Below are 20,468 nucleotides of genomic sequence, written 5' to 3'. Positions count from 1 at the left end.
AAACCACAGCAAAGCAAGATCATGGCAAATTTTTTCGATGAAATGTACTCCGATGGCAATTCGTCGGTGCGCCCGCACTACAGCGAATTTTCCAATTGGCTCAACGCTCAGACTGCTGAAACGATCGCCCGCAAACGGGCCGAAGCCGACCTGATTTTCCGCCGGGTCGGGATTACCTTCGCCGTGTACGGCAACGACGCCGGCACCGAACGCCTGATCCCCTTCGACATCATTCCGCGCATCATCCATGCGCAGGAATGGGCGGTCCTGGAAGCCGGCCTGATCCAGCGCGTCAAGGCGCTCAACATGTTCATCCACGACATCTACCACGACCAGAACATCGTCAAGGCAGGCGTGATCCCGGCCGAACAGATTTTCCGCAACGCCCAGTACCGCCCCGAAATGCAAGGCATCTCGGTGGCTTCGGATATCTATGCGCACATTGCCGGCGTCGATATCGTGCGCGCCGGCCAGGGCGAGTTCTATGTGCTGGAAGATAACCTGCGGGTGCCGTCGGGCGTGTCCTACATGCTGGAAAACCGCAAGATGATGATGCGGCTGTTCCCCGAGCTGTTCCTGCGCCACAAGATTGCGCCGGTCGACCATTATCCCGACATGCTGCTCGATAACCTGCGCTCGGTGGCGCCGGTCGGCGTGACCGATCCGACGGTGGTGGTGATGACGCCGGGGATGTACAACTCGGCTTACTTCGAGCACGCTTTCCTGGCCCAGCAGATGGGCGTGGAGCTGGTCGAAGGCCAGGATCTGTTCGTCAACGACAACCACGTCTACATGCGCACCACGCGCGGCCCCAAGCGGGTCGACGTGATCTACCGCCGGATCGACGACGACTATCTCGATCCGCTCGCCTTCCGCCCCGATTCGTCGCTGGGCGTGCCGGGCTTGCTGTCGGTGTACCGCGCCGGCAATGTGACGCTGGCCAACGCCATCGGCACCGGCGTCGCCGACGACAAGTCGGTCTATCCGTTCGTGCCGGACATGGTCCAGTTCTACCTGTCGGAGAAGCCGATCCTGAACAATGTCCCGACCTTCCAGTGCCGCAAGAAAGAAGACTTGCAGTACACGCTGGACAACCTGAAGGACCTGGTGGTCAAGGAAGTGCATGGCGCCGGCGGCTACGGCATGCTGGTCGGCCCGGCCTCGACCAAGCAGGAAATCGAGGATTTCCGCCAGCGCGTGATCGCCAAGCCGGACGGTTATATCTCGCAGCCGACCCTGGCCTTGTCGGCTTGCCCGACCTACGTCGAATCCGGCATCGCACCACGCCACCTTGACCTGAGGCCGTTCGTATTGTCCGGCAAGAATGTCTCCCTGGTGCGCGGCGGCCTGACCCGCGTCGCCCTCAAGGAAGGTTCGCTGGTGGTCAACTCGTCCCAAGGCGGCGGCACCAAAGATACCTGGATTCTGGAGAAATAACATGCTCAGTCGCACCGCCGATCATTTATTCTGGATGTCCCGCTACACCGAGCGGGCAGAAAACACCGCACGCATGCTCGACGTGCATGTGCAAACCGGGCTGCTGCCGCAGTCGATCGAAGACGTTGAAAAAGGCTGGCGCGCCGTGCTCGGCATTTCCGAGCTGACCCACGCCTACGACAAGAAATACAGCGTCGTCACGCAAAAAGACGTGATCGATTTCATGGTGCGCGATCCCAGCAATTCTTCTTCGATCGCTTCCTGCCTGAAGCAGGCTCGCGAGAATGCGCGTGCGGTGCGCGGCGCGCTGACTACCGAAGCATGGGAAATCCAGAACGCCACCTGGATCAAGATGCAGGGTTACCTGCAGACCAACGCGCTGGAGCAAAACCCGAGCGAGTTTTTCGAATGGGTCAAGCACCGCTCCCACCTGTCGCGCGGCGTCACCATCGGCACCATGCTCAAGGATGAAGCATTCCACTTCATCCGCCTCGGCACCTTCCTGGAACGGGCCGACAATACGGCGCGCATCATCGACGTCAAATTCCACGGCGCCAAGGAAGGCGCCTACACCAAGAACCTGCAAAACGGCCAGCGCCAAAGCCAGGAGCAGGATTCCATCGCGGATCCGCAGATCGACTTCTACTACTGGGCGGCGATCCTGCGCTCGGTGTCCGGCTTTGAAATCTACCGCAAGGTGTACCGCGACGTGATTACGCCGGCGCGCGTGGCCGACTTGCTGATCCTGCGGCCGGACATGCCGCGTTCGCTGCTGTCTTGCATGGAGCAGGTGGTCGGCAACCTCAAGCATGTGCACAACGACACCTCCTCCGATACCGAACGGTTCGCGGGAAAGCTGCATGCCGACCTGAAATTCAGCAACCTCGAGGAGATCCTCGACGCCGGCCTGCATGACTACCTGACCCGCTTTTTCGAACGGATCTTCGAGCTTGGCAATCGCATCAGCCGCGATTTCCTGGTGCCCCTCAACACCTGACGCCTGACATGCTACTGACCATCCGGCATGAAACGGTTTATCACTACACCGCGGCGCTCACCTACACCATCCAGCAGCTGCGCCTGTCGCCGCGGGCGGAAGCGCAGCAGCGCACGCTGGCCTGGCATATCAGCAGTTCCGGCAACCGCCATCCGTACATCGATGCGTTCGGCAACCTGAGCCATACGCTGACTGTCACCAAGCCGCACCACGAGGTGCGCATCATCGCCGAGGGCACGGTCGCGGTGACGCCGCTGCAGCAAGGCCGGCTGCCGCAGGCGGGAGAATTTTCGCCGCTGGTGTTTACCGTGCCGACCCAGCTGACGCAAGCCACGCCGGCAGTCATGGAATTCGCCCACCGGAACCTGCGCAGCGGCGCCGACAGCAGGCAGCTGCTGGAGCTGGCGCAGGCGATCTGCGCGGCGGTGGCCTACCAGAGCGGCTCGACCGCGGTAACCAGCAGCGCCGACGATGCGCTGGCGCTGGGCCAGGGCGTGTGCCAGGACCATGCGCACCTGTTCCTGGCTTGCTGCCATATAGCCGGCATCCCGGCGCGTTATGTATCGGGCTATATCGATCCCGGCAACACCAGCCACGCGGAAAGCCACGCCTGGGTCGATGTCTGGGTGCAGGAAAGCGGCTTTGCCGGCTGGATCAGCATCGATGTCACCCATGCATGTTTTGCCAGCGACAATTATTGCAGGCTGGCAATTGGACGCGACTACGACTCTGCCGCACCGGTGCGCGGCGTGCGGCGCGGCGGCGGCGAAGAGACCCTGACTGTGCAGGTCAACGTTTCTGCTTTACCATCCGATCAGTAAGCGGCTTACATCAACTTACAATAAATTGTCGTATTATTAATGCAAAACCCAATCTGATCGAGAAACCGCCTTGGCTTCCTGTAAAATCGCCACTTTGTATTTTCCTTCGACACCATGACTTACTGCGTTGCCCTCCGCCTGGAAACCGGCCTGGTTTTTCTCTCCGACTCGCGCACCAATGCGGGCGTGGACCATGTCGCCACGTCGCGCAAGATGAGCGTGTTCGAAAATCCCGGCGAGCGCCTGATGGTGTTCATGACCGCCGGCAACCTGTCGATCTCGCAGTCGATCAAGGAAATCATCGGCGAACGCGTGAACGCCGCCGGCAAGACCATCTGGACCGTGGACTCGATGTACGAAGCGGCGCAGATCGTCGGCGAAGCGATCCGCTCGGTGTATGAACGGGAAGCGCAGGCGCTGGAGAAATTCGGCATCGATTTCAACGTCAGCATCATTTTCGGCGGCCAGATCAAGGGCGAGCGCTGCCGCCTGTTCCAGATTTATTCGGCCGGCAATTTCATCGAATCGCACAATGAAAACACGTATTTCCAGATCGGCGAATCGAAATACGGCAAGCCGATACTCGACCGTGTCATCACGCCAGCCTCTTCGCTGGACGAAGCGGCAAAATGCGCGCTGATTTCGATGGACTCGACCCTGCGCTCGAATGTTTCGGTTGGCTTGCCGCTGGACATGCTGCTGTATGAAAAAGATACGCTGGCGGTCACGCGCTTTGTCACCATCGGCGAGAAGAACCAGTACTTCCAGATGATCCGCGAAAACTGGGGCAAGCAGCTCAAGAGCGTATTCGACGGCATCGCCGATCCGGTCTGGAACGCCAATCCTGAAACCACCTCGAACGTGCTGTCGGCACAAGGCTCGCGCAGCGAACCGCTGGTGGTCACGCCGCCGCAAGGCATCGGCAACGACAGCCAGCCGGCGCCGCTGCAAACCTTGGCGCAAGGCGGCAACGGCCAGCAGCACTAAGCCTGATAACAAAAAACGGCGCCCGATTCTCGGCGCCGTTTTCAATTCAGGCGCCGGACCGGCGCCTGCCGTGGCCGGAGTTTCTCAGAAACAGTGTTCCGGCGCCGGAAACGACTTGTCCTTCACCGCGCGGACATAGGCCTGCACAGCGGCATCGATGCTGGTCTGCCCGTCCATGAAATCTTTCACGAAACGCGCCTTGTGGCCGGGGAAAACGCCCATCAGGTCATGCATCACCAGCACCTGGCCGGAACAGTCCGGGCCGGCGCCGATGCCGATGGTCGGGATCGTCAGCAGGTCGCTGACTTCCTTGCCCAGCGCCGCCGGAATCGCTTCCAGCACCAGCAGGCTGGCGCCCGCTGCCTGCAATGCCAGGGCGTCGGCCTTTAGCTGTTCGGCAGCCGCGTGCGACTTGCCTTGCACTTTGTAGCCGCCCATCTGATGCACCGACTGCGGCGTCAGCCCGAGATGAGCGCAGACCGGGATCGCGCGTTCGGTAAGGAAGCGTACGGTCGGCGCCAGCCACGTGCCGCCTTCGATCTTGACCATCTGCGCGCCGGCCTGGATCACCGGCACCGCATTCTCGAATGCGCTTTCCGGCGTGGCGTACGTGCCGAACGGCAGGTCCGACAGCACCAGCGCGGTACGGTTGCCGCGCGCCACGCTGGCGGTGTGGTACACGATGTCTTGCAAGGTGACCGGCAAGGTCGAGCTGTGGCCTTGGCACACCATGCCGAGCGAATCGCCGATCAGCAGGGTTTCCACGCCGCAGCGGTCCATCAGGGCGGCAAAGCTGGCGTCGTAACAGGTCAGCATGGTGATCTTTTCACCCTTGTCGCGCAAGGCTTGCAGCGCCGGGATGGTGATCGGCTTGTTGCGTGCCGCCGGGTCGCTGCCTTGTAAATATCCTGCCATTGTCATTCTCCACGATTGAAAAATTCGCGCTTGCCGCGCATGCCGTCGATGCGCGCCAAGAGCAAGCTGAAATCGGCATCGCTGCCGGCCAGGTCCAGGTGTTCGTTATTGACGATCATCAGCGGCGCTTCCTCGTAGTGATAGAAGAAGCGGCTGTAGCTTTCACACAGGCGCGCCAGGTACTCCGGCGAAATGCTTGCTTCCATCTCGATGCCGCGCTTCCTGATGCGCTCGATCAGGGTTTCCGGCTCGGCCTGCAGGTAAATCACCAGGTCCGGCGTCGCTGCCTGCGGCCGCAGATGATCGTACATCTGCCGGTATAGCTTCAACTCCTCGTCGGCCAGCGTCAGGCGGGCGAAGATAGGATCCTTGGCCAGCAGGAAATCGGCGACCAGGTGGCCCGGGCTGTCGAACATGTCGTTCTGCGCCGAATCGCGCAGCTGGTTGATGCGCTGGAACAGGAAGAACATCTGGGTCGACAACGCATAACGCGGCGCATCGCGGTAGAACTTTTCCAGGAAGGGATTGGCTTGCGGCTGCTCCAGCAAGACCTTGCCGCCCAGGTGCATGGCGATCTTGTTGACCAGCGTGGTCTTGCCGACCCCGATCGGCCCTTCGACGACGATGTACTTGTAGCTGTCTAGATTCATGTTTGAGAGATGTGCTGCATGCGTGAAAGGATCAGTGTGCCAGAAGCTGGCGCATCCGGCAGGCTGTCCTCATAAAACGGATTCTTATATCTTGCGGATGGCCTGGTCCGCGACTTGCGGGGCAAACTGGTGCGCCGGCCCCTGCTTGGGAATGACGACGAAAGGATCCAGCTGCAGCAGCGGAATCAGGACGAAAGCGCGTTGCGTCATGCGCGGGTGCGGTACGGTCAGCACCGCATCGGCGAATGTCGACTGGCCATATAACAGCAGGTCCAGGTCCAGCGTGCGCGGGGCGTTGGGATAGGGGCGCTGGCGGCCGAAATCCTGTTCGATCTGCTGCAAGCCTTGCAGCAAGGCATGCGCGCTCAGGCGGGTTTTGATGCGCGCCACGGCGTTGGTGTAATCGCCGCCGCCGGCATCCAGCGGCGCCGTGCAAAACAGGCTGGACTGCGCATCCAGGCTGGTGTCGGGCAATTTGCCCAGCTGCAGGATGGCGCGCTGGACCTGGCCGCTGGCGTCGCCCAGGTTGGCGCCGATGCCGATATAAGCGGTGACCGCTTCGGCGGCAGGAGAAATCCCGGTCATTGACCACCTTGATCGTCGTTGCCGCGGCCGCCCGCGCTGCTGCTTGAACCCGCATCCTTGGCGCCGCTGCGCGAGCCGCGCCGGCGCGGACGCTTTTTGGCGGGAGCCGCTTCGGCTGCAACCTTCGGCTTTTGCGCCAGCAGCAGTTCGCGCTCGGCGCCGTCGCCTTCCATGAAGGCGGTCCACCACTCGCCGATTTCGCCGTCGATCTCGCCGGAGGCGCAACGCAGCAGCAGGAAGTCGTAGCCGGCGCGCAGGCGCAGGTGCTCCAGCAGCTTGTACGGCGCCTTGCCGACCCGGCGCTCAAAGCGCGGCTGCATGGCCCAGATGTCGCGCATGTCGGAAGCGATCTTGCGCTGCAGGGCCAGCTTGTCGGTTTGCGCTTCCAGCACGTCGTCGGCCGCCAGGTGCAGCGCCGGGATAGGGAATTCGCCGGCGGCTTTGTAGGCAGTCCATTTTTCCAGCACCTGGTGCCACAGCAGGGATGCAAACAGGAAGCCAGGGGAAACCGGCTTGCCCTGCTGCACACGGACATCCGTATTGGCCAGCGCCAGGGTGACGAATTTTTCGCCCAGCGGCTGCTCCAGCACCACGTCGAGCAAAGGCAGCAAGCCGTGATGCAAGCCTTCCTTGCGCAATTGCTGCAGGCAGGCCAAGGCGTGGCCGCTCATCAGCAGCTTCAGCATTTCGTCGAATACCCGCGCCGCCGGCACATTGTCGATCAGCGCCGCCATCACCGGTATCGGCGCGCGGGTGGCCGGGTCGATCGTGAACTTGAGCTTGGCGGCGAAACGCACGATGCGCAGCATGCGCACCGGGTCTTCGCGGAAGCGCGCTTCCGGTTCGCCGATGATGCGCAAGGTCTTGGCGCGGATATCGTCGATGCCGCCGTGATAGTCGAGCACGCTTTCGGTGGCCGGATCGTAGTACATGGCATTGATGGTGAAATCGCGCCGCACCGCATCTTCGTGCTGCTCGCCGAAGGTGTTGTCGCGCAACACGCGGCCATGCTCGTCTTTCGGCGAGCCGTCGGAGGAAGCGCCGCGGAAGGTGGTGACTTCGATCAGTTCCTGGCCGAACATCACATGTACGATCTGGAACCGCTTGCCGATGATGAAGGCGCGCCGGAACAGGCGCTTGACCTGCTCCGGCGTGGCGTTGGTGGCGACGTCGAAATCCTTGGGCTTCACGCCCAGCAGCAGGTCGCGCACCGCACCGCCGACGATAAAGGCCTTGAAGCCGTTATCCTGCAGGGTCTTGGTGACCCTTACCGCATTCGGCGATACCAGCTGCGGATCGATGCCATGCTGTTTAGGGCCGAGTACCAACGGTTGGGTGGGATCTTTTTTCTTTTTCCCAAGGATGGAGCGAATCAGCTTCTTGATCATTGCGCGTCGAATAAGTTCAGGATGGGCCAGCCGTGGGCAATTGCATGCTCTTTCAAGCGGGCGTTCGGATTGGTGGCGATGGGGTCGGTGACCAGCGCCATCAGCGGCAGGTCGTTGTGCGAATCGCTATAGAAAAAACTGCGCGGGAAGCTGGCCAGCGTCATGTCCATGGTCGCCAGCCAGGCATGGGTGTGGATCACCTTGCCGGGACCGTAGGTGGGCGTATCCAGCAGCTTGCCGGTGATCTCGCCGTCGCCGGTGGTTTCCGGATCGGAAGCGATCAGGAAATCGACGCCGAAGGCCTTGGCGATCGGCTCGGTGACAAAGCTGTTGGTGGCGGTCACGATCGCCACCAGGTCGCCGGCGTCCTGGTGTTTCTGCAGCAAGGCGCGCGCCGCCGGGGTAATCTGCGGATGGATCACTTGCGCCATGAACTGCTCATGCCAGGCATCAAGCTGCTTGCGCGGGAATTTCGACAAGGTGCCGAATGCGAATTCCAGGTATTTGACCGGATCCAGCGTACCGGCCTGGTATTGGGCAAACCACTCGGCGTTGCTCTTTTCAAAGGCGTCGGGATCGACTGCGCCGATGCGCACCAGGAACTGCCCCCATTCATAGTCTGAGTCGACAGGCAGCAGCGTATGGTCAAGGTCGAATAGGGCCAGGTTCATAGTGATTGTTTATCTTCGGATTCGAGTTGCAGCAGGCTGCGCAGCAAAGGCAGCGTTATCGGGCGCTGGGTTTCCAGCGAATAGCGGTCGAGCTCGTCCAGCATGGCCGACAAAGAACGCATGTCGCGCCGGAAATGCGTAATCAGGTAGGGTAACACGCCGCTCGACAGGTGCAGGCCGCGCGCTTGCGCCGCGTGCGTCAGGGCGGCGATCTTTTCTTCGTCGCTCAAACCGTGCAGCTGGTAGATCAGGCCCCAGCCGAGGCGGGTCCGCAAGTCTTCGCGCACGCTCAGCTCGGACGGCGGCAGTTCGCCGCTGGTGACCAGCCAGCCGCCGTGTTCGCGGATCTGGTTGAACAGGTTGAAGGCTTCGATCTGGTCGCCGGCCGACAATTTGTCGCAGTTGTCGATCAGGTAGCCGGCTACGTCCGGCGAAAAACTGAAGGCGCCGGCGTCGTCATTCGGGCCGTGGATCAGGCGCGCGCTGGTGCTGCTGGCCAGCGCCTGCAGCACATGGCTCTTTCCGGCGCCGGCCTGGCCCCACAGGTAAACGAAGCGGTCGCCCGGCGCGGTGAGGGATTTCGCCGATGGCGCGACCAGACGCTGCAAGAACTGTAAGGCTTCTTGGTTCTGCCCGACCACGAAAGTAGCCAGGGTCTGCGGCTCGTCCGCAGTAATGTCCAGCGTTAGCTGCCTCATTCTTGTTTCTTCACTTGTTACTTAAACTCAATCAATTGGAGAGCATTATTGCTTAGGTATTATAAAAACTGCTGTCCAGGTAATGTGCGCGCACATGCTTGACCACCACCGACATGATCGCCGAACACGGCAGCGCCAGCAGTATGCCGACAAAGCCGAACAGCTGGCCGAAGGCCATCAAGGCAAAAATCACCACCAGCGGATGCAGGCCGATGCGCTCGCCTACCAGACGCGGCGTCAGGATAAAGCTTTCCAGCACCTGGCCGATGCCATACACGATGGCGACCGCAATCAGCCCGTGCCAGCCGCTGAACTGCAGCATCGCCGCGATCAGCGCCAGCCCCAGCCCGAGGCCGAAGCCGACATACGGGATGAAGACCAGCAGGCCGGTAATAATGCCCACGGGCAATGCCACGTCAAAGCCCGCGATCGCCAGCCCGGTCGAATAATAAATCGCCAGAACCAACATTACCAGCAATTGGCCGCGCAAATACTGCGCCAGCAGGCTGTCTACCTCCTGCGTCATGTTGCCGGTCTTGCCTTGCCAGCGGCGCGGCACCAGCCGGCTCGCGCGCGCGACGATCGCATGCCAGTCCTGCAGCAGGTAGAACAGCACAACCGGCACCAGCAGGATGGTGGCGAGCCAGCCCAGCACCGCAGTGCCGCCGACCTTGACCGAAGCCAGCACCGAGGTCCAGATCTCGTCGCCGCTGGTGGCCAGTTGCTTGGTCAGCATCTCCTTGATGCCGGTGCCGTCCAGCCGTACATTGATGCCGAAATCCTGCAGGTGCGGGCCGATCACGCCGTCCAGCTTGTTGAGGAAATTGGGGATCTGGTCTTGCAGCAAGGGAAACTCCTTGCGCAACACCGGCACCACGATCAGGATCACCGCCAGGATCGCGAACACCAGCAGCAGTATCACGATCAGCACCGCCAGCGCGCGCGGAAAGGGAAACTTGCCGATCTTCCTGCGCGCCAGCCAGTCAACGCCGGGATTGAGCGCGTAGGCCAGGATCGCGGAAGCGATGAAAGGCGTCAGGATCGGTCCCAAGGCCACCATCAGCGCTATCAGCAACAGGCCCAGTCCTAGCCATAATGCGGTTTGTTTTTGTTCGTCGGTAAAAGAAAATGGCATGGAATCGAAAGTTTGATGGATCGGTTTGATAAAATACCGCTTTTACCGCGCAATAACCTGGCCGAAACCAAGCGATTGAAAAGTTAAAAACAAGCTGAAAACAAGACAAAACCCGTGGAAAAGCCGTATTCTCCACTGATTTACCCCTTGTTTGGCTGTTTTTGGCCGGTTATTTGACCTGACAGGCAACGCTGATGCAGCGCTGAATCTCAGGTGCGTGGCCGAATTCCCCCTATTTTACCGCCTCTGCCGCCAATCACATCATGACTTCCACTTCAAACGTGTCCAACGTTCCTCTCTCTTACCGCGATGCCGGTGTTGATATCGACGCCGGCGACGCCCTGGTCGAGGCCATCAAACCCTTTGCAAAGCGCACCATGCGCGAAGGCGTGATGGGCGGCATCGGCGGTTTCGGCGCCCTGTTCGAAATCAGCAAGAAATTCAAGGAGCCGGTGCTGGTGTCCGGCACCGACGGCGTCGGCACCAAGCTGAAGCTGGCTTTCCACCTGAAGCGCCACGATACGGTCGGCATCGACCTGGTGGCGATGAGCGTCAACGACATCCTGGTGCAAGGCGCCGAGCCGCTGTTTTTCCTGGATTACTTCGCTTGCGGCAAGCTTGACGTGCCAAGCGCCACCGACGTCATCAAGGGCATCGCCAAAGGTTGCGAGCTGGCAGGCTGCGCCCTGATCGGCGGCGAAACCGCTGAAATGCCGACCATGTACCCGGACGGCGAATACGACCTGGCCGGCTTCGCGGTCGGCGCGGTAGAAAAATCCAAACTGATCGACGGCACCAAGATCACCCCGGGCGACGTGGTGCTGGGCCTGGCGTCCTCCGGCGCGCATTCCAACGGCTATTCGCTGGTGCGCAAGATCATCGAAGTCGCCCAGCCCGACCTGGACGCAGACTTCCACGGCCGCAAACTGGCCGACGTGCTGATGGAGCCTACCCGCATCTACGTCAAGCCGTTGCTGGCGCTGATGGAGTCGATGGAAGTCAAGGGCATGGTGCACATCACCGGCGGCGGCCTGGTGGAAAACATTCCGCGCGTACTGCAGGACAACCTGACGGCCGTGTTGCACAGCGACAGCTGGACCATGCCGCCGCTGTTCGCCTGGCTGCAGCAGCACGGCAAGGTGGCTGACGCAGAAATGCACCGCGTCTTCAATTGCGGCATCGGCATGACTGTCATCGTCGCCAAGGAAAACGCCGACGCTGCCGTTGCGCAACTGCAAGCCGCGGGCGAAACCGTCTACCGGATCGGCGAAATCCGCGCCCGCGCCGAAGGCGAAGCGCAAACTATCGTGGTGTAACCGCGCTACGGCCTGCGCCAAAAGAAAAAGACGACCATTGATTGGTCGTCTTTTTTTTGTCCGATGATTGTCAGGCGCCCGGCAATCTCAGGCAGTTTTAATCTTCGTAGCGCTTCAAGCTGGCCGCCATGCCCTTTTCCAGGTCGGACATGCAGCTGACGGTCACTTCCAGGTCGCGCAGCAGGCCGTCGCGCACGCCATACACCCAGCTATGGATGGTCAGCGGCTGGCCGCGGTCCCAGGCGTCCTGGACGATGGTGGTGCGGCAGATGTTGGCGACCTGCTCCATCGAATTCAGTTCGCACAGGCGGTCGTGGCGCACGGTTTCCGGCAAGGCTTCGCCCAGGTAGCGTTCATGCTTCTGGTGCACGTCTTCGACATGGCGCAGCCAGTTGTCGGCCAACCCGACGCGACGCTTGGTCAGCGCCGCATGGACGCCGGAGCAGCCGTAATGGCCGACCACAAAAACGTGCTTGACCTTCAATACGTCTACCGCAAACTGCAGCACCGACAAACAGTTCAGGTCGCTGTGCGCAACCACGTTGGCGATGTTGCGGTGAACGAACAGCTCACCCGGCAGCAAGCCCAGCAATTCATTTGCCGGCACCCTGCTGTCGGAACACCCGATCCAGAAATACTCCGGCGCCTGCTGCGACGCCAGTTTTTTGAAAAATTCCGGATCGCGGGCGGTAATTGCCGCCGCCCACTCGCGGTTTCTCTGGAAAAGGTCTTCTCGGGTCAGGGATTGCTTGTTGTTTGCTGTCATCGTTTTCTATTCAATAAAGTTCCATCTGCATAGTGTTTTTACAACACATGCGCGACATCCTGGGCCTTATTTTATAGAAAGTTGGATATTGCCATCGGCTTTTATCCGATATGCAGCATTCCCTTTGGCGCAACCTATCCTGTCTGGCCCAGCAACAAGAGCTTCAGCTTGCTGTCCGCCGGCTTCTCGCCCAGCCAGATTTTCAGCAGAGCGTTGTAGAACACCAGGTCAGGCAACGTCTCCGATACCGGCTTGCCGTTGAAGTGGATCTGCGTGCCGACGCCTGGAATCCAGTCGGTGGTCATCACATCGCCTTTTTTCAGCTCCGGGATCGAGGCGAACAGTTCGCCGAATTTCAGCAGCTGGTTGACGATCTTCGATTTGTCCGCCTTGTCCACGTTGTTCTGGATGCCGCTCATGAAAGCGCGGCTGAAATCTTCGCTGCTGACGTCGCGCAGCATCACCAGTTCGATCCGGCGCGCGCCCGGCGCTGCCAGCACGTCCGGCACCGTGGTTTTCTTGTCGGATAAATATAAGGCTGCGGTATAGACCTTGAAAATGACCTTGTAGCGGATCCCGGCGCCGTTGAGCTTCAGGTCCTGGTTGCCGACCTTGGCGGTTTCTTCGATCTTGACGCCGGCAACGTCTACCGCAAATGCACCCTGCGCCAGGAACAACGCAGACAACACGCAGGCGCAAGCCCCTGCACGCTTCAAACGAGCAACTATCTTCATGTCTCCCCCTATGTTTGTATATGGAGTTTGAGTTTGTATCGACCGCAAATAAAAGAACGATCGTTTTATTATTACCCTATACAGAATAGTGAGCTGGACAAAATTATGCAATAAAGAATTTGTTAACGATGATTGGGCAGCGTGTCCATGCCTATGGGGGCCGCCCATGAAAAAAGCCGCCAACCTTGTACGGTTGGCGGCTTTCGCGAGGCTCAGGGTAGTCCGGCTTACTCGAAGAACTCTTTCACCTTGTCTTTCCAGGACTTGCTCTGCGGGCTGTGCTTGGCGCCGCCTTCGCTGGTCAGCTGCTCGAATTCCTGCAGCAGCGCTTTCTGGCGGTCATTCAGTTTGACTGGAGTCTCGACCACGACATGGCAGAACAGGTCGCCGGCATAACCCGAGCGCACGCCCTTGATACCCTTGCTGCGCAGGCGGAAAGTCTTTCCGGACTGGGTGCCGTCAGGGATCGTGAAGGAAGCCTTACCGTTCAATGTAGGCACTTCGATTTCACCGCCCAGGGCGGCTTTGGCGAACGAGATCGGCATTTCGCAATGGAGGTCGTCGCCTTCGCGCTGGAACACCGCATGCGGCTTGATGTGGATTTCCACGTACAGGTCGCCGGTCGGTCCGCCGTTCATGCCTGGCTCGCCGTTGCCGGAAGAGCGGATCCGCATGCCGTCGTCGATCCCGGCCGGGATCTTCACTTCCAGCGTCTTGTTGCGCTTGATGCGTCCTGCGCCGGCGCAGGATGGGCATGGCTCCGGAATGATCTTGCCGCTGCCGTGGCATTTCGGGCAAGTCTGCTGGATGCTGAAGAAACCTTGCTGCATCCTGACCTGGCCGTGGCCGCCGCAGGTTGGGCAGTTGATCGGCTCGGTGCCGGGTTTGGCGCCGCTGCCGTGGCAGGGCTCGCACTCGTCCCAGCTTGGCACCCGGATGGTGGTGTCGAAACCGTGCGCCGCTTGTTCCAGCGTGATTTCGAGGTTGTAGCGCAGATCGGCGCCGCGGTATACCTGCGGTCCGCCGCCACGGCCGCCGCGGCCACCGCCGCCGCCGAAGATGTCGCCGAAGATATCGCCGAAGGCGTCGGCAAAACCGCCGCCGCCACCGCCGCCGCCCATGTTCGGGTCAACCCCGGCATGGCCGTAACGGTCGTAGGCCTCGCGCTTTTGCGGATCGGCCAGCATTTCGTAGGCTTCTTTCGCCTCTTTGAATTTTTCTTCCGCACCCTTGCTGTCCGGATTGCGGTCCGGATGATGCTTCATTGCGAGCTTGCGGTACGCCTTCTTGATTTCGTCATCAGTAGCGTTTTTCGCAACACCCAGTATTTCGTAAAAATCACGCTTCGCCATCTTTTTGCACCCAGTTGTTTAAGCGAAAACGCCGAACAGAGCTGCAATAGCATCTGCCCGGCGCATCTTCGCGCTGGTTCGCCGATATGAAGCGGCAAACCAGCGCTGACGAAGATCTTACTTGTCTTTTACTTCCTTGAAGTCGGCGTCGACCACGTCGTCTTCCTTCGGCTTGGCTTCCGCACCTGCTGCGCCGGCTTCAGCGCCGCCGGCGGCAGCTTGCTGCGCCTGCATGTCAGCGTACATCTTTTCGCCGAGCTTTTGCGCGGCAGTGGTCAAGGCAGCGGTCTTGTTGTCGATGGCAGCCTTGTCGCTGCCCTTCAACGCTTCTTCCAGTTCCTTGATTGCTGCTTCGATGCTCGCCTTTTCGCCGGCTTCCAGCTTGTCGCCGTATTCCGCCAGCGACTTCTTGGTCGAATGGACCAGCGCGTCGCCCTGGTTATGGGCTTCGGCCACTGCCTTCAGGCGCTTGTCTTCTTCGGCATTCGCCTCGGCGTCGCGCACCATCTTCTGGATCTCTTCTTCGGTCAAGCCAGAGTTAGCCTTGATGGTGATCTTGTTTTCCTTGCCGGTAGCCTTGTCCTTGGCGCCTACGTGCAAAATGCCGTTGGCGTCGATGTCGAAGGTCACTTCGATCTGCGGCGTGCCGCGCGCTGCCGGCGGAATGCCTTCCAGGTTGAATTCGCCCAGGCCCTTGTTGCCGGCAGCCATTTCGCGCTCACCCTGGAACACCTTGATGGTCACGGCCGGCTGGTTGTCGTCGGCTGTCGAGAACACCTGGCTGAACTTGGTCGGGATGGTGGTGTTCTTCTGGATCATCTTGGTCATCACGCCGCCCATGGTTTCGATACCCAGCGACAGCGGCGTCACGTCCAGCAGCAGCAAGTCCTTGCGGTCGCCCGACAAGACCGAACCCTGGATCGCAGCGCCGACGGCAACCGCTTCATCCGGATTGACGTCCTTGCGCGGATCCTTGCCGAAGAATTCCTTCACCTTTTCCTGCACCTTGGGCATGCGGGTCATGCCGCCGACCAGAATGATGTCGTCGATGTCGGAAACCTTGACGCCGGCGTCCTTGATGGCGATGCGGCAAGGCTCGATGGTCTTGGCGATCAGCTCTTCCACCAGCGATTCCAGCTTGGCGCGGGTCATCTTCAGGTTCAGGTGGATCGGCGCGCCGTTGGCCATGGCGATGTAAGGTTCGTTGATTTCCGTCTGTTGCGAGGACGACAGCTCGATCTTGGCGCGTTCGGCCGATGCCTTGATGCGTTGCAGCGCAATCGCATCCTTGCCCAGGTCGATGCCGTTGATCTTCTTGAACTCGTCCAGGATGTAGTCGATGATGCGCTGGTCGAAGTCTTCGCCGCCGAGGAAAGTGTCGCCGTTGGTGGACAGCACTTCAAACTGCTTTTCGCCATCGACATCGGCGATTTCGATGATCGAAACGTCGAAGGTGCCGCCGCCCAGGTCATACACGGCAATCTTGCGGTCGCCTTTTTCCGCCTTGTCCAGGCCGAATGCCAGCGCAGCCGCGGTTGGCTCGTTGATGATGCGCTTGACGTCCAGGCCGGCGATACGGCCGGCGTCCTTGGTGGCCTGGCGCTGTGCGTCGTTAAAGTAAGCCGGCACCGTGATCACGGCTTCGGTCACTTCTTCGCCGAGGTAGTCTTCGGCAGTCTTTTTCATCTTGCGCAGCACTTCCGCCGAGATTTGCGGCGGCGCCAGTTTCTGCTCGCGCACCTGGACCCATGCATCGCCGTTGTCGGCCTTGATGATCTTGTAAGGCATCAGCGCGATGTCTTTCTGCACTTCTTTTTCGTCGAATTTGCGGCCGATCAGGCGCTTGGTTGCATACAGCGTGTTGGTCGGATTGGTGACCGCCTGGCGCTTGGCTGGAGCGCCGACCAGGATTTCGCCGTCTTCTTGATAAGCGATGATGGAAGGCGTGGTGCGCGCGCCTTCCGAGTTTTCGATCACTTTCGGCTGGCCGCCTTCAATGACCGAGACGCAAGAATTGGTGGTACCCAAGTCAATGCCGATAATTTTACCCATGGTGTGTGTCCTTTACTGAATATCTGGTTAATGTTTTGATGGTCTGAATATAGGGAGAAAAGCGGCGCTTTCAAGCGCTGGCACGCTTATTCCTGGCGTTTTTTTTCTATTTTCCTTGCGCCACGACGACCAGCGCAGGCCGCAGCAGGCGGTCGGCGATGGCGTAGCCCTTCTGCAGCACAGTCACCACGGTATTGGCTTCCTGCTCCGCCGGCACGGTCGAAATTGCCTGGTGTTTCATCGGGTCGAGCTTGTCGCCGACTTGCGGCGAGATTTCCGTCAGGCGGTTTCTTTCAAAGGCGGAAGACAGCTGTTTCAGCGTCATTTCCACGCCTTCCTTGAGCGACTCCAGCGATGGCGTTTCGATTTTCAGCGCCATTTCCAGGTTGTCCTTGACCGGCACCAGGGCTTCGGCAAAACCTTCGATCGCAAATTTGTGAGCACGGGCAATATCTTCCTGAGCGCGGCGGCGAACGTTTTCCGACTCAGCCTTGGCGCGCAGGAAAGCATCCTGCATTTCAGCGATCTTGGCTTGTGCTTCCGACAACTGGATTTCCAGCGTCGTTTCAGGAATTGCCGTTGCATCTTCCGCAACCGAGGTCTTTTCCGTTTGCGCCTGTTCGTTCTGATTTTCCATGTGTTCCATTCAAAAATCTCCAACAATCAATAACTTACTAAGTATAGGAAGCCAAATGAGGCTATGCCCTTACTTTTTCAAGGGTTAAAAAAAATGCGCCCTGATTTGGCTGCGAGCCGCGGTTCAATCGCCGGGAAATGATCAAACCCGGCAACAATTTGAAACAAGATTTACCAGCCAGGGTTTGCTGCAACGCGGCATTGGAACTAAGCTGTAGGTGCGGGCTCCAAGAAATGAATGTTGCCCTGTCCCAACAAACAAAAAAGGAAATATCGTGAAACTGCCGTTAATTTCCGCATTTCTGGTCGTTTATATTTTGCTTGCAGCAAGCTGGATCAGCTATTCGCAACTGATCGCATTATATTGACTTTGGCTATTCGCCTTTGCAACTTGCAAAACAAGCAATAACCGTCCATTAGCACCCGGCATCGGGCGCTCATTATAGTTGTGCCTAGCCGCAGCGGCGCAAGAACACTCAAATTTTCTAGACCGGCCAGGCCGCTTTATTGGCTGGCGCCCAGGCGCATTGCCTGTTGCCGCGACGCTTCAGCCTGCTGCTTCAATTCTTCCCGTTCACTCTCTGTGGTAGGCCAGCCGATCAGGTGCTCCTCGGCCAGCGAAGCCATGCCCGCTATCCAGGCCGGCGCCTGGTTCAGGCAGGCGATGAAGTGGAACTCCTTGCCGCCCGCCCTCAGGAAATCCTGTTTCGCCTCTATCGCAATTTCCTCCAGCGTCTCCAGGCAATCACTGGTGAAACCCGGGCACATCACATCAACCCGGCCGACGCCCTGCTTGGCCAGCTTTTGCAGGGTCGGCGCGGTATACGGCTGCAGCCATTCGGCCTTGCCGAAGCGCGACTGGAAGGTCAGTTGGTACTGCTCGGGCCCGAGGCCCAGCTGCTGCGCCAGCAGGCGCGCGGTTTTCTGGCATTCGCAATGATAGGGGTCGCCCAGCAGCAGGGTACGCTTGGGCACGCCATGGAAACTCATGATCAGCTTGTCGGGCGTGCCGTGCATCGCCCAGTAAGCAAGCACTGACTCCTTCAGCGCCTGGATATAAGCTTCGTGATCGTGGTAATGCTTGATGAAACGCAGCTCGGGGACGTTGCGCACCTGCGCGTAGTGCGCAAATACCGCGTCATAGATCGATGCCGTGGTGGTTGCCGAATATTGTGGATACGCGGGCAAGACCAGGATCCGTTCGCAGCCGTCGGCTTTCAACTGCTCCAGCACTTCCGGTATCGAAGGCGAACCGTAGCGCATCGCATAAGCTACCTGCACTTGATGGCCGCGTTGTCCCAGGTAACCGCGCAACAGGATCGCCTGTTTGCTGGTGTGGACTTTCAGCGGCGAGCCTTCGTTGCTCCAGATGGAAGCATATTTATGCGCCGACTTGCTGGAGCGGAACGGCAGGATCACGCCATGCAAAATCAGCCACCACAGCGCCCGCGGTATTTCCACCACCCGCGGATCGGACAGGAATTGCTTCAGGTAGCTGCGCACCGCCTTGGTGGTAGGCGCATCCGGCGTGCCCAGGTTGACCAGCAGGATTGCGGTCTTGCCGGCCTTGCCATGGGTGAAGGGAGGTTCTTTACGGAATGCCATGCGAACAGATCCAGGAAACAGGGTTAGAGCGCCAGCAGTTCACGCGCATGCTTGCGCGTGGTTGCGGTAATCTCAAGGCCGCCGAGCATGCGGGCGATTTCTTCGATCCGGTTCTTGGCGTCGAGGCCGTCGATCGCCGACACCGTCTTGTTGCCCTGGCTTTGCTTGCTGACCTGGAAGTGCTGGTTGGCCTGGCTCGCAACCTGCGGCAAATGGGTGACGCACAGCACCTGGCGATCCTGTCCCAGGCGCTTCAGCAAGCGTCCGACCACTTCCGCCACGCCGCCGCCGATGCCGCTGTCGACTTCATCGAAAATCAAGGTCGGCGTTGCGGTAGAACTGGAAGTAATCACCGAAATCGCCAGCGCTATCCGCGCCAGCTCGCCGCCCGAGGCAACTTTGGCCAAGGGCCGCGGCACTACGCCGGCATGGCCCGCCACCAGGAACTCCACCTGCTCGACGCCATAGCTGGCTGCCTCGCAAGGATTGAGCGCAACCGCAAAACGGCCGCCACTCATGCTCAAATCCTGCATCGCCGCAGTCACCGCCGAGCCCAGCGCCTGGGCCGCCTTGGTCCGCGCTTTCGACAGCTTTTGCGCCAACCCCAGGTAGGTTGCTTTCAGCTTTTCTTCCTGCGCCTTCATGGCGTCGAGATCGCTGGCGTCCGCCAGCTGGCGCAGCTGCTGCGACAAGGTTTCCAGCTCCTGCGGCAGTTCGTCCGGCGCCAGCCGGAATTTGCGGCCGGCCGAATGGATCGCTTCCATCCGGTCTTCGACCTGGTGCAGGCGCGCCGGATCGAGCTCGACCCGGCTCAGGTAATCGTTCAGCGCGTAGACCGCCTCCTGCAGCTGGATGCGCGCCGGCTCGAGCGCTTCCAGCACCGGCTTGAGGCTGCTGTCGACATCGACCAGCTTGCCGATCTTCTGGTTCAGCGCCGACAGCTGCGACAACATCGGCGGGCTGTCGTTGGCGTCGTTTTCGGAAATCACGCTGAGCGCTTCCTGCGCTCCCTCGATCAGGCTGGCGGCATGCGACAGGCGGCTGTGCTCGTTGGTGATCTCATCCCATTCGCCTGGCTTGACCGCCAGCTTTTCCAGTTCGCCGACCTGCCACTCCAGGCGTTCCCGTTCCAGCAGCACGTTCTTGGCATTGGTTTCAAATTCTTCACGCTGGCGCGCCAGCGAACGCCAGCTTTTGAAGGCGCCGGCCACGGCCAGCAGATCGTCCTGCAAGCCGGCTTGTCCATCCAGCAACAGCCGCTGGGCGTCGCTCTTCAGCAGCGACTGGTGTGCATGCTGGCCATGGATGTCGACCAGCATTTCGCCCAGCTCGCGCAACTGTCCCGCGGTTGCCGCCACGCCGTTGATGAACGCCTTGGAACGGCCGGCGTTGTCGATCACGCGCCGCATCAGGATCACGCCGTCTTCGCTGGCGAATTCATTCTGCTCCAGCCAGCCGCCGACTTCGCCATCGGTCTCGCCGGCCAGCGCGAACTCCGCCGTCACATCCGCCTTGGCCGCGCCTTCGCGCACCACGCTGGCGTCGCCGCGGCCGCCCAGCGCCAGCGCCAGGGCGTCGATCAGGATGGATTTGCCGGCGCCGGTTTCGCCGGTGAATACGGTAAAGCCGGCGGCGAACTCAAGCTCGATGGCATCGACAATGACAAAATCGCGGATGGAAAGTGTGCGCAGCATGGGAGGGCTCGAAATAGGTGTAAATACAA

General features: G+C 60.1%; 19 protein-coding genes. 5 read left to right on the top strand and 14 right to left on the bottom strand.

What is annotated here, in order from left to right; genetic code table 11:
• The first annotated feature begins 21 nt into the window (after window positions 1-21).
• The 4 genes from AC07RZ_RS12460 (at window position 22) to AC07RZ_RS12445 (ending at window position 4,242) form a co-directional block, all read left to right on the top strand.
• Entirely contained in the window at window positions 22-1,437 is a 1,416-nt protein-coding gene (locus AC07RZ_RS12460) for a circularly permuted type 2 ATP-grasp protein (RefSeq protein WP_342829978.1), read from the top strand.
• Window position 1,438: 1 nt separating this feature from the next.
• The gene (locus tag AC07RZ_RS12455) at window positions 1,439-2,434 is read left to right on the top strand and encodes an alpha-E domain-containing protein (protein ID WP_144739336.1); all 996 of its coding nucleotides are present in this window, start codon (window positions 1,439-1,441) and stop codon (window positions 2,432-2,434) included.
• Between the two features lie 8 nt (window positions 2,435-2,442).
• A complete protein-coding gene (locus AC07RZ_RS12450; RefSeq protein ID WP_144739337.1) occupies window positions 2,443-3,255 on the top strand; it encodes a transglutaminase-like domain-containing protein in 813 nt (270 codons plus the stop codon).
• A gap of 114 nt (window positions 3,256-3,369) precedes the next feature.
• The gene (locus AC07RZ_RS12445) at window positions 3,370-4,242 is read left to right on the top strand and encodes an Ntn hydrolase family protein (RefSeq protein ID WP_144739338.1); all 873 of its coding nucleotides are present in this window, start codon (window positions 3,370-3,372) and stop codon (window positions 4,240-4,242) included.
• A gap of 84 nt (window positions 4,243-4,326) precedes the next feature.
• Here AC07RZ_RS12445 and panB read toward each other — a convergent pair whose 3' ends face one another.
• The 7 genes from panB to AC07RZ_RS12410 all read right to left on the bottom strand — a co-directional run bounded on the left by panB (window position 4,327) and on the right by AC07RZ_RS12410 (window position 10,284).
• Complete coding sequence (panB, locus tag AC07RZ_RS12440) at window positions 4,327-5,157, bottom strand: 3-methyl-2-oxobutanoate hydroxymethyltransferase (protein ID WP_494668118.1); 831 nt, start codon at window positions 5,155-5,157, stop codon at window positions 4,327-4,329.
• A 2-nt stretch (window positions 5,158-5,159) separates the two neighbouring features.
• Window positions 5,160-5,807, bottom strand: coding sequence for a deoxynucleoside kinase (locus tag AC07RZ_RS12435; RefSeq protein WP_342829981.1), 648 nt, complete (start codon window positions 5,805-5,807; stop codon window positions 5,160-5,162).
• 84 nt (window positions 5,808-5,891) lie between these two features.
• Window positions 5,892-6,392 (bottom strand): 2-amino-4-hydroxy-6-hydroxymethyldihydropteridine diphosphokinase, encoded by a 501-nt coding sequence (folK, locus tag AC07RZ_RS12430; RefSeq protein ID WP_494668117.1) that lies wholly within the window; start codon window positions 6,390-6,392, stop codon window positions 5,892-5,894.
• Window positions 6,389-7,780: a polynucleotide adenylyltransferase PcnB gene (gene pcnB, locus AC07RZ_RS12425; protein ID WP_494668116.1), complete on the bottom strand. Its 1,392-nt coding sequence runs from the start codon at window positions 7,778-7,780 to the stop codon at window positions 6,389-6,391. Before pcnB ends, folK begins: the two co-directional genes overlap by 4 nt.
• Window positions 7,777-8,451: a histidinol-phosphatase gene (locus tag AC07RZ_RS12420; protein WP_494668115.1), complete on the bottom strand. Its 675-nt coding sequence runs from the start codon at window positions 8,449-8,451 to the stop codon at window positions 7,777-7,779. The genes pcnB and AC07RZ_RS12420 overlap by 4 nt, the downstream gene beginning before the upstream one ends.
• On the bottom strand, window positions 8,448-9,149 hold the full coding sequence (gene hda, locus AC07RZ_RS12415; protein ID WP_144739344.1) for a DnaA regulatory inactivator Hda: 702 nt from the start codon (window positions 9,147-9,149) through the stop codon (window positions 8,448-8,450). Before hda ends, AC07RZ_RS12420 begins: the two co-directional genes overlap by 4 nt.
• A 52-nt stretch (window positions 9,150-9,201) precedes the next feature.
• Window positions 9,202-10,284 (bottom strand): AI-2E family transporter, encoded by a 1,083-nt coding sequence (locus tag AC07RZ_RS12410; RefSeq protein ID WP_494668114.1) that lies wholly within the window; start codon window positions 10,282-10,284, stop codon window positions 9,202-9,204.
• A 263-nt stretch (window positions 10,285-10,547) separates the two neighbouring features.
• Here AC07RZ_RS12410 and purM point away from each other — a divergent pair, with 263 nt between their 5' ends.
• Window positions 10,548-11,600, top strand: a complete 1,053-nt coding sequence (gene purM / locus AC07RZ_RS12405; RefSeq protein WP_342829986.1) for a phosphoribosylformylglycinamidine cyclo-ligase — start codon at window positions 10,548-10,550, stop codon at window positions 11,598-11,600.
• 97 nt (window positions 11,601-11,697) lie between these two features.
• On the opposite strand, the gene can is transcribed toward purM, so the two are convergent.
• The 7 genes from can to recN form a co-directional block, all read right to left on the bottom strand.
• The gene (can, locus tag AC07RZ_RS12400) at window positions 11,698-12,366 is read right to left on the bottom strand and encodes a carbonate dehydratase (RefSeq protein ID WP_092396921.1); all 669 of its coding nucleotides are present in this window, start codon (window positions 12,364-12,366) and stop codon (window positions 11,698-11,700) included.
• Between the two features lie 134 nt (window positions 12,367-12,500).
• A complete protein-coding gene (locus tag AC07RZ_RS12395; protein WP_092396923.1) occupies window positions 12,501-13,100 on the bottom strand; it encodes a chalcone isomerase family protein in 600 nt (199 codons plus the stop codon).
• A 227-nt stretch (window positions 13,101-13,327) separates the two neighbouring features.
• A complete protein-coding gene (gene dnaJ / locus AC07RZ_RS12390; RefSeq protein WP_494668113.1) occupies window positions 13,328-14,452 on the bottom strand; it encodes a molecular chaperone DnaJ in 1,125 nt (374 codons plus the stop codon).
• 117 nt (window positions 14,453-14,569) lie between these two features.
• Window positions 14,570-16,504, bottom strand: a complete 1,935-nt coding sequence (dnaK, locus tag AC07RZ_RS12385) for a molecular chaperone DnaK (RefSeq protein WP_092396927.1) — start codon at window positions 16,502-16,504, stop codon at window positions 14,570-14,572.
• 106 nt (window positions 16,505-16,610) lie between these two features.
• Window positions 16,611-17,150 carry a nucleotide exchange factor GrpE gene (grpE, locus tag AC07RZ_RS12380; protein ID WP_144739350.1) on the bottom strand — a complete coding sequence of 180 codons (540 nt, stop codon included), beginning with the start codon at window positions 17,148-17,150 and terminating at the stop codon, window positions 16,611-16,613.
• A gap of 494 nt (window positions 17,151-17,644) precedes the next feature.
• A complete protein-coding gene (hemH, locus tag AC07RZ_RS12375) occupies window positions 17,645-18,745 on the bottom strand; it encodes a ferrochelatase (protein ID WP_494668112.1) in 1,101 nt (366 codons plus the stop codon).
• A gap of 23 nt (window positions 18,746-18,768) precedes the next feature.
• A complete protein-coding gene (gene recN / locus AC07RZ_RS12370) occupies window positions 18,769-20,439 on the bottom strand; it encodes a DNA repair protein RecN (RefSeq protein WP_494668111.1) in 1,671 nt (556 codons plus the stop codon).
• Window positions 20,440-20,468 lie beyond the last annotated feature (29 nt).

Source organism: Collimonas sp. GW821-FHT07E08, assembly GCF_059418905.1.
Note: the sequence above shows the minus strand (reverse complement) of the source record. Positions and strands in the feature narration are given on the sequence as shown.

Excerpts from the sequence above, each read along its gene's own strand:
- AC07RZ_RS12460 (WP_342829978.1), top strand. The coding sequence starts at position 22 with ATGGCAAATTTTTTCGATGAAATGTACTCCGATGGCAATTCGTCGGTG.
- AC07RZ_RS12455 (WP_144739336.1), top strand. The coding sequence starts at position 1,439 with ATGCTCAGTCGCACCGCCGATCATTTATTCTGGATGTCCCGCTACACC.
- AC07RZ_RS12450 (WP_144739337.1), top strand. The coding sequence starts at position 2,443 with ATGCTACTGACCATCCGGCATGAAACGGTTTATCACTACACCGCGGCG.
- AC07RZ_RS12445 (WP_144739338.1), top strand. The coding sequence starts at position 3,370 with ATGACTTACTGCGTTGCCCTCCGCCTGGAAACCGGCCTGGTTTTTCTC.
- panB (WP_494668118.1), bottom strand. The coding sequence starts at position 5,157 with ATGGCAGGATATTTACAAGGCAGCGACCCGGCGGCACGCAACAAGCCG.
- AC07RZ_RS12435 (WP_342829981.1), bottom strand. The coding sequence starts at position 5,807 with ATGAATCTAGACAGCTACAAGTACATCGTCGTCGAAGGGCCGATCGGG.
- folK (WP_494668117.1), bottom strand. The coding sequence starts at position 6,392 with ATGACCGGGATTTCTCCTGCCGCCGAAGCGGTCACCGCTTATATCGGC.
- pcnB (WP_494668116.1), bottom strand. The coding sequence starts at position 7,780 with ATGATCAAGAAGCTGATTCGCTCCATCCTTGGGAAAAAGAAAAAAGAT.
- AC07RZ_RS12420 (WP_494668115.1), bottom strand. The coding sequence starts at position 8,451 with ATGAACCTGGCCCTATTCGACCTTGACCATACGCTGCTGCCTGTCGAC.
- hda (WP_144739344.1), bottom strand. The coding sequence starts at position 9,149 with ATGAGGCAGCTAACGCTGGACATTACTGCGGACGAGCCGCAGACCCTG.
- AC07RZ_RS12410 (WP_494668114.1), bottom strand. The coding sequence starts at position 10,284 with ATGCCATTTTCTTTTACCGACGAACAAAAACAAACCGCATTATGGCTA.
- purM (WP_342829986.1), top strand. The coding sequence starts at position 10,548 with ATGACTTCCACTTCAAACGTGTCCAACGTTCCTCTCTCTTACCGCGAT.
- can (WP_092396921.1), bottom strand. The coding sequence starts at position 12,366 with ATGACAGCAAACAACAAGCAATCCCTGACCCGAGAAGACCTTTTCCAG.
- AC07RZ_RS12395 (WP_092396923.1), bottom strand. The coding sequence starts at position 13,100 with ATGAAGATAGTTGCTCGTTTGAAGCGTGCAGGGGCTTGCGCCTGCGTG.
- dnaJ (WP_494668113.1), bottom strand. The coding sequence starts at position 14,452 with ATGGCGAAGCGTGATTTTTACGAAATACTGGGTGTTGCGAAAAACGCT.
- dnaK (WP_092396927.1), bottom strand. The coding sequence starts at position 16,504 with ATGGGTAAAATTATCGGCATTGACTTGGGTACCACCAATTCTTGCGTC.
- grpE (WP_144739350.1), bottom strand. The coding sequence starts at position 17,150 with ATGGAACACATGGAAAATCAGAACGAACAGGCGCAAACGGAAAAGACC.
- hemH (WP_494668112.1), bottom strand. The coding sequence starts at position 18,745 with ATGGCATTCCGTAAAGAACCTCCCTTCACCCATGGCAAGGCCGGCAAG.
- recN (WP_494668111.1), bottom strand. The coding sequence starts at position 20,439 with ATGCTGCGCACACTTTCCATCCGCGATTTTGTCATTGTCGATGCCATC.